General features: G+C 63.3%; 13 protein-coding genes. 6 read left to right on the top strand and 7 right to left on the bottom strand.

Annotation, left to right across the window (positions count from 1 at the left end; genetic code table 11):
* Positions 1-20: 20 nt before the first annotated feature.
* From ACMDCR_RS11050 to dhaL, 3 genes are read right to left on the bottom strand one after another with little or no spacing between them, the layout of a single operon-like run.
* Entirely contained in the window at positions 21-311 is a 291-nt protein-coding gene (locus tag ACMDCR_RS11050) for an HPr family phosphocarrier protein (RefSeq protein WP_413992572.1), read from the bottom strand.
* Positions 312-319: 8 nt separating this feature from the next.
* Positions 320-703: a dihydroxyacetone kinase phosphoryl donor subunit DhaM gene (gene dhaM / locus ACMDCR_RS11045; protein WP_413992571.1), complete on the bottom strand. Its 384-nt coding sequence runs from the start codon at positions 701-703 to the stop codon at positions 320-322.
* Positions 700-1,311: a dihydroxyacetone kinase subunit DhaL gene (gene dhaL / locus ACMDCR_RS11040; protein WP_413992570.1), complete on the bottom strand. Its 612-nt coding sequence runs from the start codon at positions 1,309-1,311 to the stop codon at positions 700-702. The genes dhaM and dhaL overlap by 4 nt, the downstream gene beginning before the upstream one ends.
* A gap of 479 nt (positions 1,312-1,790) precedes the next feature.
* Here dhaL and ACMDCR_RS11035 point away from each other — a divergent pair, with 479 nt between their 5' ends.
* From ACMDCR_RS11035 to ACMDCR_RS11015, 5 genes are all read left to right on the top strand, one after another.
* Positions 1,791-2,546 carry an ABC transporter ATP-binding protein gene (locus ACMDCR_RS11035; protein ID WP_413992569.1) on the top strand — a complete coding sequence of 252 codons (756 nt, stop codon included), beginning with the start codon at positions 1,791-1,793 and terminating at the stop codon, positions 2,544-2,546.
* Positions 2,539-3,258: an ABC transporter ATP-binding protein gene (locus ACMDCR_RS11030; RefSeq protein WP_413992568.1), complete on the top strand. Its 720-nt coding sequence runs from the start codon at positions 2,539-2,541 to the stop codon at positions 3,256-3,258. Before ACMDCR_RS11035 ends, ACMDCR_RS11030 begins: the two co-directional genes overlap by 8 nt.
* A gap of 34 nt (positions 3,259-3,292) precedes the next feature.
* A complete protein-coding gene (locus tag ACMDCR_RS11025) occupies positions 3,293-4,492 on the top strand; it encodes an ABC transporter substrate-binding protein (protein WP_413992567.1) in 1,200 nt (399 codons plus the stop codon).
* A gap of 88 nt (positions 4,493-4,580) precedes the next feature.
* Positions 4,581-5,468 (top strand): branched-chain amino acid ABC transporter permease, encoded by an 888-nt coding sequence (locus ACMDCR_RS11020; RefSeq protein ID WP_413993588.1) that lies wholly within the window; start codon positions 4,581-4,583, stop codon positions 5,466-5,468.
* 47 nt (positions 5,469-5,515) lie between these two features.
* A complete protein-coding gene (locus ACMDCR_RS11015) occupies positions 5,516-6,427 on the top strand; it encodes a branched-chain amino acid ABC transporter permease (protein WP_413993587.1) in 912 nt (303 codons plus the stop codon).
* Positions 6,428-6,485: 58 nt separating this feature from the next.
* Here the strand turns inward: ACMDCR_RS11015 and ACMDCR_RS11010 are convergent, their stop codons facing one another.
* The 4 genes from ACMDCR_RS11010 to ACMDCR_RS10995 form a co-directional block, all read right to left on the bottom strand.
* The gene (locus ACMDCR_RS11010) at positions 6,486-6,884 is read right to left on the bottom strand and encodes a hypothetical protein (protein WP_413992566.1); all 399 of its coding nucleotides are present in this window, start codon (positions 6,882-6,884) and stop codon (positions 6,486-6,488) included.
* Between the two features lie 52 nt (positions 6,885-6,936).
* Positions 6,937-8,109, bottom strand: coding sequence for a Gfo/Idh/MocA family protein (locus ACMDCR_RS11005; RefSeq protein ID WP_413992565.1), 1,173 nt, complete (start codon positions 8,107-8,109; stop codon positions 6,937-6,939).
* 300 nt (positions 8,110-8,409) lie between these two features.
* Complete coding sequence (locus ACMDCR_RS11000; RefSeq protein WP_413992564.1) at positions 8,410-9,468, bottom strand: sugar phosphate isomerase/epimerase family protein; 1,059 nt, start codon at positions 9,466-9,468, stop codon at positions 8,410-8,412.
* 241 nt (positions 9,469-9,709) lie between these two features.
* Positions 9,710-10,495, bottom strand: coding sequence for a L,D-transpeptidase (locus ACMDCR_RS10995; RefSeq protein WP_413992563.1), 786 nt, complete (start codon positions 10,493-10,495; stop codon positions 9,710-9,712).
* A gap of 326 nt (positions 10,496-10,821) precedes the next feature.
* Here ACMDCR_RS10995 and ACMDCR_RS10990 point away from each other — a divergent pair, with 326 nt between their 5' ends.
* On the top strand, positions 10,822-12,633 hold the full coding sequence (locus tag ACMDCR_RS10990) for an ABC-F family ATP-binding cassette domain-containing protein (protein WP_413992562.1): 1,812 nt from the start codon (positions 10,822-10,824) through the stop codon (positions 12,631-12,633).
* Positions 12,634-12,637 lie beyond the last annotated feature (4 nt).

The raw sequence follows: 12,637 nt of genomic DNA, 5'->3' as shown, positions 1-12,637 counted from the left end.
AAAGCCCCCCGAGCCGCATCTTACTCTTCTCCGAACTTGTCTTCGATCAGGGCCAGGATGGCCGCCAGGGCCGCTTCGTCATCCGGCCCGGAGACGTTGAAATAGAGCATGCTGCCCTTCGGCGCTCGGGCTCGCATCACTTTCACCGGGCTCTTGGCATCGATCCACGGCCCGCTCTCCTCCAGCGCCAGTCGGATGGTGGACTGGAAACGCTTGGCAAGCTGGGTGAGTTTCACGCTCGGCCGGGCATGAAGGCCAATCGTGTTGGTCAGCAGGGCCTTGCCAGTCAATGTCCTGTCCATATCCAGCATATTAGGGCCTATCCATAGAGATCTTCGGCCGCGTCGCGGACGGCGGCGAGGGAGGAGCCGCCCGAGGCTTCGGTTGCCGCGATCACGGCTCCCTCCACCACCGGCGCGTTGCAGATGACCACGAGATCGCGCTTGTGCTCGTCGAGTTGCTCGATCGCCATCTCCGCATTGGTCTCCGCTCCGCCGAGATCGACGAGGACGGCAACGCCCTGCTCCGACCAGACGCTGTCGATCGCCGCGATGATCTTGGCGACATCCGTACCGAGCCCCCCGCCGGGATCGCCGCCCGTCCAGGCCAGACGCACGGCCTCGCCGACCATTTGCCGCACCATATCGGCTGCCCCTTCGGCGACCTTGGGCGAATGGGAGACGATCACGATATTCACCGTCATTGCACGAAACCCTGATTCTTGAGCGCGTCGACCGCTGCCATGATGACCAGCGAGAAGGACCGAGCGCCCGGATCCATATGGCCGATCGAGCGCTCGCCCAGGAAGGACGCACGGCCGCGGATCGCCTTGAGCGGCACGGTTCTGTCGGCTGCGGCAGCGGCTTCGGCGTTGATCGCCGCAGCATCGCCACCATCCGCGAGAACGGCATTGACGGGGATCAAGACGTCGAGCAGCGTCTTCTGCCCACCTTCCGAACGCCCGCGCGCCTTGACCGCCTCGATCGCCCTTGCGAAAGCCGCCGCCACCGCGGCCCGGTCGGGCTCTGCGCCGATGGTCTTGCCGAATTCCATGAAGAATGTGCCGAAGAGCGGCCCGGAGGCGCCGCCAACCTTCATCACCATTGCCATGCCGACGGCCTTGAAGAGGTCCGGCCAGGGTTTTGCCGCAAGGCCGGGCAATTCGGCCACCACCGCCTCGAAGCCACGCTTGAGGTTCAGGCCGTGATCGCCATCACCGATGGCCTGGTCGAGAGCGGTCAGTTCATCGGCATGATCGAAGATGGTGGCGGCAACGGCGCGAATGAGCTGCTCCTTCGCCTGTTGATCCATCGCCTGACCCCATGCAGTATCTCCGCGCGGTGCAAACAACGCCGTCGCTCCGCTGGCAATTTGTTTAGTGTTTCACCTATCGCTAAACAATGCAAGAAAAAGCGGTGTGATGGGGAGATCAGGCTGGGAAGCGGTGCAGCTCTGGAACCGCCGTACTGTCAAAACAAGGCCCATTTTGTGGGCGGGTCTTCAGACCGACATCCCGCAACCAAGGGCACCGCATGCCGTTCCCGCGGCGCTTGGGATCGCAGGCGTCCTTGCCTGCTCTTGGAAACGATACGCCTCCTGGCAATGGAAGAAGCAGGCAGGGGTGCCTGCTAGCCCAGGATGCCCCGTCATATTCCTTTATTCTTCGTCTCCTAATGCCATGCCTAACTTTGCGTCAGATTTAACGCCATATCGCCATTGACGAACCCGGTCGGGAACGACAAGCTAAGGCAAAACAATGGATTAAGTGGGCAGGAAAGACGGTTCGGTTCATGGCGGCAGACACAATCCTGCAGACCGAAGGCTTGACGAAGGATTTCAGGGGCTTTCGCGCGGTCGATGATGTCGCCCTCACCATTCAGCGCGGTACGGTGCATGCGTTGATCGGCCCCAACGGTGCCGGCAAGACCACCTGTTTCAACCTGCTGACCAGCTTCCTCTCCCCGTCCAGCGGACGCATCACCTATAAGGGCCGGGACATTACGGGCATGAAGCCGGCTGCCGTGGCAAGGCTCGGCCTCGTGCGCTCCTTCCAGATCTCGGCAGTATTCGGCCAGATGAGTGTGCAGGACAATATCCGCATCGCCCTGCAGCGCCGGCGCGGCCATTCCTATGATTTCTGGCGTTCGCAGCGCACACTTGATTCGCTAAACGAGGAGGCGGCCGCCCTCGCCGACAGCGTGGGCCTCTCGGACCTGCTCGCCACGCCGGCCTCGGCGCTCTCCTATGGCCGCAAGCGGGCGCTGGAACTTGCCACGACCCTGGCGCTCGATCCCGAAATGCTGTTGCTCGACGAGCCGATGGCCGGCATGGGCCATGAAGATGTCGAGCGCACCACCGAACTCATCCGCCGCATTGCGCGCAGCCGCACGATCCTGATGGTCGAGCACAATCTCTCCGTGGTGGAAACGCTCTCCAACACCATCACCGTCCTGGCACGCGGCAAGGTGCTGGCGGAGGGCGACTACAACACGGTCTCGAGCGATCCGCGCGTGGTCGAGGCCTATATCGGGAGCGGCCATGCCTGATCCCGAAAAACCCGCCCCCTTGCTCAGCGTGCGCGGTCTCCAGGCCTGGTATGGCGAATCCCATGTGCTGCACGGCATCGACTTCGACGTGAATCCTGGAGAGGTCATCACGCTGCTCGGGCGCAACGGTGCCGGCAAGACCACCACGATGAAATCGATCATCGGCGTGATGGCGAAGCGCCAGGGTTCGATTCGCTTCGACGGCCACGAGACCATCCGCCTGCCCTCGCGCCAGATCGCCCGGCTCGGCATCGGCTATTGCCCGGAGGAGCGCGGCATTTTCGCCAGCCTCTCGGTGGAAGAAAACCTGATGCTGCCGCCGGTGGTGAAGCCGGGCGGGCTGCCGGTGGCGGAGATCTACACGCTGTTTCCCAACCTCAAGATGCGCCTCGCCAGCCAGGGCACCAAGCTCTCGGGCGGCGAGCAGCAGATGCTGGCGATCGGCCGGATCCTGCGCACCGGCGCCAAACTCCTGCTGCTGGACGAGCCGACGGAAGGGCTCGCGCCCGTGATCGTGGAGCAGATCGGCCACACGATCGCCCGGCTGAAGGAACGGGGTTTTACCATCATCCTGGTCGAACAGAATTTCCGCTTTGCTTCGACGGTGGCCGACCGCCACTACGTCGTCGAGCAGGGCAAGGTGATCGACATGATCCCCAATGGCGACCTGGAGGCCAATATCGACAAGCTGCACGCCTATCTCGGCGTGTAGCTCCAATTAAAGCTTGGGAATGGGAGGATAATTCATGAAATTCAAACCTTTGCTGCTGGCCGCCGTCATGGCCGGCTTCAGCTTCGGCGCCGCGTCTGCCGACGACATCTCGGTCAAGATCGGCGTGCTCAACGACCGCTCCGGCGTCTATGCCGACCTGTCGGGCCAGGGCTCGGTGATCGCAGCGCAGATGGCGGTCGAGGACTTCAAGGCGGCCGACAAGGGCATCAAGGTCGACATCGTCTCGGCGGACCATCAGAACAAGCCCGACGTCGGCGCCGGCATCGCGCGCCAGTGGTACGACCAGGATGGCGTCGATGCCATCTTCGACGTGCCGACATCCTCGGTGGCGCTGGCGGTGAGCCAGGTCACCAAGGAAAAGAACAAGATCTTCATCGATTCGGGCGCCGGCTCCACCGATCTCGTCGGCAAGCAATGCAGCCCCAACACGCTGCTGTGGACCTATGATACCTATGCCCTCGCCAAGGGCACCGCCGGTGCGATGGTGAAGCGGGGCGGCGACTCGTGGTTCTTCATCACCGCCGACTACGCCTTCGGCAAGTCGCTCGAGGACAACGCGTCCAAGATCGTCACGGCGGCCGGTGGCAAGGTCGTCGGCGACGTCAAGGCGCCCTTCCCCACCAGTGACTTCTCCTCCTTCCTGCTGCAGGCCCAGTCCTCCGGCGCCAAGGTCATCGGCCTCGCCAATGCCGGCGGCGACACCGTCAACGCCATCAAGCAGGCGGCTGAATTCGGCATCACCCAGGGTGGCCAGAACCTTGCGGGCCTGCTCATCTTCATCAGCGACGTGCACGCCCTCGGCCTGCAGGCGGCACAGGGCCTGGTGCTGACGGAGGCCTTCTACTGGGATCTCAACGACAACACCCGTGCTTTCGCCAAGCGCTTCGCCGAGAAGAGCGGTGGCAAGATGCCCACCATGGTGCATGCGGGCGTGTATGCCGGCGTGCTGCATTATCTGAAAGCCATCGAGGCGGCGAAGAGCAAGGACGCCACCAAGGTGATGGCCGGGATGAAGGCGTCGCCCACCGACGATCCGCTCTTCGGCAAGGGCCAGGTGCTCTCCAACGGCCGCGTGACCCACGACATGTATCTGTTCCAGGTCAAGAAACCGGAGGAGTCGAAGGGCCCGTGGGATTATTACAACCTGCTCGCCACCATCCCGGCAGCGGAGGCCTTCCAGTCGGTGGCCGATTCAGGCTGCGCGATAAAGTGAGACGATAAGAGGCATGGCGCGAGCCCCCCACGAAGCCGGGGGAGGCTCGCGCCATGCCCATCCCTTTTCTCAGCAGGAAGGCCCAACCGTGACGATGATCTTCGGCGTTCCACTGCCGGCCTTGCTGGGCCAGCTCGTGCTCGGGCTGATCAATGGCTCCTTCTATGCGATGCTGAGCCTGGGGCTAGCCATCATCTTCGGGCTGCTCAACATCATCAACTTCGCCCATGGGGCGCTCTACATGATGGGCGCCTTCGCGGCCTGGATGCTGTTGAACTATTGCGGCATCGGCTTCTGGCCGGCCCTGATCCTGGCGCCACTGGCTGTCGGTCTGTTCGGTGTCGTCCTGGAGCGCCTGTTTATCTCCCGGCTCTATCAGCTCGACCACCTCTATGGCCTGCTGCTCACTTTCGGCCTGGCGCTGATCATCCAGGGCGTGTTCCGCAATTACTACGGCGTTTCCGGACTGCCCTATGCCATACCGCAGCAGCTCGCCGGGCCCGTCAATCTCGGCTTCATGATCCTGCCGATGTATCGCGGCTTCGTTATCGTCTTCTCGGCCCTCATCTGCCTCGCCACCTGGCTGATCATCGAAAAGACCAGCCTGGGCGCCTATCTCAGGGCTGCCACCGAGAATCCGAAGCTGGTCGAGGCCTTCGGCATCAACGTGCCCCGCCTGATGATGCTGACCTATGGCTTCGGTGTCGCGCTCGCGGCCCTGGCAGGCGTGCTGGCGGCACCCATCTATTCGGTCAATCCCAACATGGGCGCCGATATCGTCATCGTCGTCTTTGCGGTGGTGGTGATCGGCGGCATGGGCTCGATCCTTGGCTCGGTCGTCACCGGCTTCGGCCTGGGGCTGATCGAGGGCATCGTCAAGATCTTCTACCAGCAAGGCTCTTCGATCGCAGTTTTCGTGATCATGGCGATCGTGCTGCTGGTCCGCCCCGCCGGGCTGTTCGGGAGGGCCCCGTAATGGCGGGGCCGGGCGAAACCGCTTTCCAGCAACGCGCCGGCGGCCTCATGGGCGACCGCGCCCTCGTTCTGCTGCTGGTCGCCGTCATCGTGCTGGCGCCCTTCGTGGCCTATCCGATCTTCGTGATGAAGGTGCTGTGCTTCGGCCTCTTCGCCTGCGCATTCAACCTGTTGCTCGGCTATGGCGGCCTGCTCTCTTTCGGCCATGCTGCCTTCTTCGGCATGGCGAGCTATGTCTGCGCCTACGCCGCCAAGGAATGGGGTCTGACGCCGGAACTCGCCATCCTCGGCGGCACGGTGGTCTCCGGCCTCCTCGGCCTCGTCATCGGCGCGCTCGCCATCCGCCGCCAGGGCATTTATTTCGCCATGATCACCCTGGCGATGGCGCAGATGGTCTATTTCTTCTCCCTGCAGGCGCCCTTCACCGGCGGCGAGGACGGCATCCAGTCCGTGCCTCGTGGCAAGCTCTTCGGCCTGATCGATCTTTCCAACGATATGACGCTCTATGTCGTGGTGGCGGTGATCGTGCTCGCCGGCCTCTTCGTTATCCACCGCATCGTGCACTCGCCCTTCGGCCAGGTGATGAAGGCGATCCGCGACAATGAGCCCCGCGCGCTCTCCCTCGGCTACGATGCCGAGCGCTTCAAGCTCCTGATGTTCACCCTCTCGGCGACGCTCGCGGGCCTCGCCGGCGCCACCAAGGCGATCGTCTTCCAGCTCGCCTCGCTTACCGATGTGCATTGGACGATGTCGGGCGAAGTCGTGCTGATGGCACTGGTCGGCGGCACCGGCACCCTGTTCGGCCCGATGCTCGGCGCCCTTCTAGTGGTGGCGATGGAGACCTATCTCTCCGGGCTCGGCTCCTGGGTCACGGTTGCGCAGGGCGTGGTGTTCGTGGTCTGCGTGCTGGCGTTCAGGGAGGGAATCGCGGGGAAGGTGAAGGGGCTGATGCGGAGATGATGGTGGGAGTGGGGGAAGATCCCTGGGACCGCAGGCGCCACGCCTGAGAAAGCGACACTTAGGGGAGTGACCAACCGCTCGCTACCTCTTTCAGAAGCACCAGATCCTTGATCTGGGGATGATCCTTAAAGTTGATGCTGCCAGACGTCTTGAACATGAAGAAGATCAGGTTGGCGATGACTCTGTTGGTCACGTTCCTTCGCACTCTCGGGAGTTTCACCAACCCGGTGACGGCCTGCTCCGAGTCATCGACCAGCACCACCGTGAACGTGCAGGCATAGTGAATGTCGATTGACGTGCCGCGCTCGTAATCGCGAACTCGTTCGGCGGCAGCCTCGTCATCGAGTAATCCTTGTAGAAGCCATGTATTGGGATATTTGGCTGGAGAAGTGCTGCCTACATCGATCCAGTCGAAAATGCGAACACTCTTTGTCCAATGTGGTTGGGCACTCTCCATCGATGCCTCGTCAGAAAAAGGAAATGCCAGCTCCAAGACTGGCACACCCCAGCTACCAATTCACCCACACCCCGCCCTTCTTCGACGACTTCACTGCGGCCTCGATGAAGGCCATGCCGGCGATGCCGTCATCGATACCGGGGAAAGTCACGGCTGGGTCGAGCTTCGCGCCAGTGCGGGCTGCCTTAATCGCCCGGGCGATCTCCGTGTAGATGTTCGCGAAGCCCTCCAGATAGCCTTCGGGATGGCCCGGTGGCACGCGCGTCACGCGGGCAGCGGCCTCCCCCACAGCGCCGGAGCCGCGGGTGAGGATGCGGGTCGGCTCGCCGTGCGGGGTGAAATAGAGGTAGTTCGGGTTGTCCTGGCGCCAGTGGAAGCCGGCCTTGGAGCCATAGATGCGCAGCATCAGGCCGTTCTCGTTGCCCGGCGCCACCTGGCTCGCCCACAACGCGCCGCGAGCGCCGTTGGCATAGCGCAGCAACACCTGGACATTGTCGTCGAGGGCGCGGCCGGGCACGAAGGTGGTGAGTTCGGCCAGGAGCTGGGAGACTTCCAGGCCGCCGACGAACTGTGCCAGGTTGAAGGCATGTGTGCCGATATCGCCGATCGAGCCGCCGGCGCCGGAGCGCTTGGGATCGGTACGCCAATCGGCCTGCTTCTGGCCCGTCTGCTCGATATTCGTGGTGAGCCAGTCCTGCGGATACTCCACCTGGATCAGCCTGATCTCGCCGAGGTCGCCAGCCATCACCATCTCGCGCGCCGCGCGGATGAGGGGATAGCCGGTGTAGTTGTGGGTCACCGCGAAGATCACGCCCTTCTCCTCGGCGAGCTTCTTGAGCTTCAGCGCGTCCTTCAACGTCGTCGTCACCGGCTTGTCGCAGATGACATGGATGCCCGCCTTGATGAAGGCCTCGGCGGCGGGCGCATGCATGTGGTTGGGCGTGACGATGGCAACCGCCTCGATGCCGTCCTTCCGGCGTTTTTCCTTCTGCGCCATGGTGGCGAAATCTGGATAGATGCGCGCGGGGTCGAGCCCCAGCGCCTCGCCCGAGCGCTGTGCCTTCTCCGGGGTCGAGGACAAGGCGCCGGCCACGAAGACGTAATCGTCGTCCATGCGGGCCGCGAGCCGGTGCACGGCGCCGATGAACGCACCCTCCCCGCCGCCGACCATGCCGTAGCGCACGCGCCCGCCTGCCTTGCTATCCGAACGGCCTTCGATTGCCATCTGAACGTTTCCTTTCCATCGAATTTGGGGCGCGGGCCTTAGCCAGCTCCCACCCATCTCTTAAAGCGCCGCGCAGCCCCTCACCTCTATCCTCTCCCCGTAAACGGGGCGAGGGGACTTCGTCGACGAGCTTCGTTTTCAGAACGATTCATCTCGCTCAACGGTCGGGCGAGATGAGCCGCCGCAGGATCGATCGCAACGGTTGCGCCCCCTCGCCCCGTTCTTACGGGGAGAGGATAGAGGTAAGGGGCTGCGCGACCTTTGCAAACTCGATCACCACTGCACCCAACGCCCTTCCACTTACCTCAGCCCCAGCAGCTTGCGCACCGCCTTGCGGTCCGTGCTGCCGCCGGCGAAATCGTCGAAGGCCTTTTCCGTCACGCGGATGATGTGGCTCTGGATGAAGGGCGCGCCCTCGGCGGCGCCATCCTCGGGATGCTTGAGGCAGCATTCCCATTCGAGCACTGCCCAGGAATCATAGTCGTACTGGGCGAGCTTGGAAAAGATGCCGGAGAAGTCGACCTGCCCGTCGCCGAGCGAGCGGAAGCGTCCCGCCCTCTCCGTCCAGGAGGCGTAGCCTGAATAGACGCCCTGCCGGCCGGTTGGGTTGAACTCGGCATCCTTCACATGGAAGGCCTTGATGCGCTCGTGATAGATGTCGATGAAAGCGAGATAATCGAGCTGCTGCAGCACGAAATGCGAGGGATCGTAATTGATGTTGGCCCGCTTGTGCCCCTTAAGGCGATCGACGAAGAGCTCGAAGGTGGCGCCGTCGAACAGGTCCTCGCCCGGATGGATCTCGTAGCAGACATCGACATCAACCGCGTCATAGGCGTCGAGGATCGGCTTCCAGCGCTTGGCAAGCTCGCCGAAGGCCTCCTCGATCAGGCCGGCCGGGCGCTGCGGCCAGGGATAGGCGAAGGGCCAGGCCAGCGCACCGGAGAAGGTGACATGGGCATCGAGGCCAAGATGGCGCGAGGCGGCGGCGGCGTATTTAAGCTGCTGCACGGCCCAGGCCTGCCTTTCCTTCGGCTTGCCATGAACTTCCACGGGCGCGAAAGCGTCGAAGGCACTGTCATAAGCCGGATGCACGGCGACGAGCTGGCCTTGCAGATGAGTCGACAATTCGGTGATGGCGAGGCCGTGTTTCCTCGCGACGCCTGCGATCTCGTCGCAGTAGGTCTTGGATTCGGCGGCCTTCTTCAGGTCGAACAGGCGCCCGTCCCAGGTCGGGATCTGCACGCCCTTGTAGCCAAGCGAGGCGGCCCAGGCGCAGATGGAATCGAGCGAATTAAAGGGCGCCGAGTCGCCCGCAAACTGGGCGAGAAAAATCGCCGGTCCCTTGATCGTGGCCGCCATTGCTGCGTCTCCTGCCATGAAGATATGCGGACCCGTTCACCGGCCCGTTGCTTGGATTTTCCCACCATGGCAAATCGCGTGAGGCTTCGCAACGCGCCTGACGTACGTACACCAAGCAAAATTCTTCTTGAGACGCTGGAGCGCAACGAAAAAAGGCCGGGCATTTGCGCCCGGCCTCTTCCCCAACATTAAATACGCACTACGCTTTGAAATGGACGCAATACGCTTTGAAATTCAGTTATCAGGCGCTGGCCTGCCCCGGGCCGAGAACGACCACGCGGCCACCGAGCGGCACCCGCTGGTAAAGGTCGATCGCGTCCTGGACGATCATGCGGATGCAGCCTGAGGAAGCATTGTGCCCGATGCTGTAGGGCTCGTTGGTGCCGTGGATGCGAAAGAGCGTATCCTTGTTGTCCTGCCACAGATACATGGCGCGCCCGGTAATCGGATTGCGCGGACCGCCCTGCATGCCGATGCCGCTCTGCAGCTTGCTGAGGGTGGGCCGCAGATCAGGCCGGCGGGCAATCATTTCCTTGGGCGGATACCAATCCGGCCATTCGCGCTTGAAATGGACCTGAGCGGTTCCGGACCAGCCGAAACCCTGTTTGCCCACACCCACGCCGTAGCGCATGGCACGGCCGTCGCCCAGGATATAGTAGAGGTAGTGTGCCTTCGCATCGACAATGACGGTGCCGGCCGGCTGTTCCGTCGGGTAATCGACCTCGGCGCGCAGGAACTCCGCACCGATACGCTTGGTATCCACGGCCGGCACAATGAATTTACCGTCGGTCATCTGCCCGTAGATTGTCTTATAATCATACGTGCCGTCGGGATTGAGCGGCTGCACGGGCTGGCTGATCGCGTCCGTGGGTCTACCGTCCGCAGGCATCGGCAGTGTTGCGGGGTCGCTGGAAGCGACCACGACGGGCTTGATCGAGGCGGAATCGGTTATGCAGCTCGCGAGGCTCAAACCAAGGCCGGTCATGGATGCGCCCATCAGAAAGGCGCGGCGGGAAAGAGACGACATTATACATCCTACAGGGATCGGGAGAACCGACGCATACAATAAGCAAGACTAGCCTGTTCGGCTGTTGTTTTGCTGCAACGTTTCACATTTCTTTGCATCGCGGTTTCGTGAAAGCATAGTCGTTAACCTTACTTTCATAAGCCGCTCGGCGTGACACGAGCGATAAAGGAATGAAGCCCGAACCGACGCCGTCCGAAAGATGAAGGTGCAAAACTGACGTATGGCTCTCCTGCCTCGGCAGCAGCAATCAGCTTCTGCCCATCGGACGCAAGGAGCTGCGCTGCAAAAGGCTTGACCGCCTCCGCGCCCGCCGTCACAAGGCGCGCATGGCTCCTCCTCTACTCTTCCTGCGGGACATCCACCTCACCTTCGGCGGCACGCCGACGCTTGAGGGCGCCGATATCTCGATTGCGCCCGGCGAGCGGCTCTGCCTGGTGGGCCGCAACGGCTCGGGCAAATCGACGCTCCTCAAGATCGCCGCCGGCCTGATCGAGGCCGACAAGGGCGAACGCTTCGTCCATCCCGGCGCCACGGTGCGCTATCTGCCGCAGGAGCCCGATCTCACCGGCTATGCCACCACGCTCGCCTATGTTGAGGCAGGCCTCGGCCCCGGCGACGAGCCCTATCGCGCCGCCTACCTCCTCAATGAGCTCGGCCTGACGGGCGTTGAGAATCCAGCCAATCTTTCTGGCGGCGAGGCCCGCCGCGCCGCCCTCGCGCGCGTGCTGGCGCCGGAGCCCGACATCCTGCTGCTGGACGAGCCGACGAACCATCTCGACCTGCCCGCCATCGAATGGCTGGAAAAGGAGATCGGCTCGCTGCGTTCCGCCCTGGTGCTGATCAGCCATGATCGGCGCTTCCTCGAAAATCTCTCGCGCGCCACCATCTGGCTCGATCGCGGCGTAACGCGCCGCATGGATCGCGGCTTTGCCTTTTTCGAGGAATGGCGCGACCAGGTGCTGGAAGAGGAAGAGCGCGACCGCCAGAAGCTCGACCGCAAGATCGTCGCCGAGGAGCACTGGGTGCGCTACGGCGTGACGGCGCGGCGCAAGCGCAATGTCCGCCGCATGGCCAATCTCGCCGCCCTGCGCCAGGAGCGACGCGACGCCCGCCGCGTCGCCGGCACGGTGAGGATGACGCTTACCGAGGGCGAGGAGAGCGGCAAGCTCGTCATCGAGGCCGTCGGCGTCAACAAGGACTGGGGCGGCCCGCCGATCGTCAAGGATTTCTCGATTCGTGTCGCCCGCGGCGACCGGATCGGCATCGTCGGCCCGAACGGCGCCGGCAAGACCACGCTGCTCAACCTGCTCACCGGGGTGATCCCGCCCGACAGCGGCAAGGTGAAGCTCGGTGCCAGCCTCGAGATGGTGACGCTCGACCAGCGCCGCGAAAGCCTCGATCCCGAGACCACACTCTCCGACACCCTGACGGGCGGCGGTTCCGACTATGTCGAGGTCGGCGGCGAGCGCAAGCATGTGGTCGGCTACATGCGCGACTTCCTGTTCTCGCCCGAGCAGGCCCGCACGCCCGTCTCGGTGCTCTCTGGCGGCGAACGTGGCCGCCTGATGCTGGCGCGCGCGCTCGCCAAACCCTCCAACCTTTTGGTGCTGGACGAACCCACCAACGATCTCGACCTCGAAACCCTCGACCTCCTGCAGGAGATGATCGGCGACTACCAGGGCACCGCCATCGTCATCAGCCACGACCGCGACTTCCTCGACCGCGTCGCCACCTCCATCCTGATGAGTGAGGGCGACGGGCGCTGGACCGAATATGCAGGCGGCTATTCCGACATGGTGGCCCAGCGCGGTGCCGGAGTCGCCCGCAAGGTCGCGGAAAAAGCCGAGGCGTCGAAGGAGAGCACGGCCCTCCCCGCCGCCCCGCCGGAGCGCGCAGCCAAGCGCAAGCTCTCCTTCAAGGAAAAGCACGCACTGGAAACCCTGCCGAAGAAGATCGACGAGCTTGCCGCCAAGGCCGCCTCCCTGCATGAGCGCCTGGCCGATCCCGCCCTGTTCGCCAAGGATTCCAAGAAGTTCGGCCAGTTCAGTCACGATCTGGCGAAGGTCGAGGCCGACAAGGCGAAGGCAGAGGAGGAATGGCTGGCCTTGGAGATGCTGCGGGAAGAACTGGAAGGATGACCCG

The organism is Labrys okinawensis (assembly GCF_047345005.1).
Lineage (GTDB): Bacteria > Pseudomonadota > Alphaproteobacteria > Rhizobiales > Labraceae > Labrys > Labrys okinawensis.
Note: the sequence above shows the minus strand (reverse complement) of the source record. Positions and strands in the feature narration are given on the sequence as shown.

What these genes read in the sequence shown, in the direction of transcription:
- ACMDCR_RS11050 (WP_413992572.1), bottom strand. Translation starts at nt 311, where the DNA reads ATGCTGGATATGGACAGGACATTGACTGGCAAGGCCCTGCTGACCAAC.
- dhaM (WP_413992571.1), bottom strand. Translation starts at nt 703, where the DNA reads ATGACGGTGAATATCGTGATCGTCTCCCATTCGCCCAAGGTCGCCGAA.
- dhaL (WP_413992570.1), bottom strand. Translation starts at nt 1,311, where the DNA reads ATGGATCAACAGGCGAAGGAGCAGCTCATTCGCGCCGTTGCCGCCACC.
- ACMDCR_RS11035 (WP_413992569.1), top strand. Translation starts at nt 1,791, where the DNA reads ATGGCGGCAGACACAATCCTGCAGACCGAAGGCTTGACGAAGGATTTC.
- ACMDCR_RS11030 (WP_413992568.1), top strand. Translation starts at nt 2,539, where the DNA reads ATGCCTGATCCCGAAAAACCCGCCCCCTTGCTCAGCGTGCGCGGTCTC.
- ACMDCR_RS11025 (WP_413992567.1), top strand. Translation starts at nt 3,293, where the DNA reads ATGAAATTCAAACCTTTGCTGCTGGCCGCCGTCATGGCCGGCTTCAGC.
- ACMDCR_RS11015 (WP_413993587.1), top strand. Translation starts at nt 5,516, where the DNA reads ATGGGCGACCGCGCCCTCGTTCTGCTGCTGGTCGCCGTCATCGTGCTG.
- ACMDCR_RS11010 (WP_413992566.1), bottom strand. Translation starts at nt 6,884, where the DNA reads ATGGAGAGTGCCCAACCACATTGGACAAAGAGTGTTCGCATTTTCGAC.
- ACMDCR_RS11005 (WP_413992565.1), bottom strand. Translation starts at nt 8,109, where the DNA reads ATGGCAATCGAAGGCCGTTCGGATAGCAAGGCAGGCGGGCGCGTGCGC.
- ACMDCR_RS11000 (WP_413992564.1), bottom strand. Translation starts at nt 9,468, where the DNA reads ATGGCGGCCACGATCAAGGGACCGGCGATTTTTCTCGCCCAGTTTGCG.
- ACMDCR_RS10995 (WP_413992563.1), bottom strand. Translation starts at nt 10,495, where the DNA reads ATGTCGTCTCTTTCCCGCCGCGCCTTTCTGATGGGCGCATCCATGACC.
- ACMDCR_RS10990 (WP_413992562.1), top strand. Translation starts at nt 10,822, where the DNA reads ATGGCTCCTCCTCTACTCTTCCTGCGGGACATCCACCTCACCTTCGGC.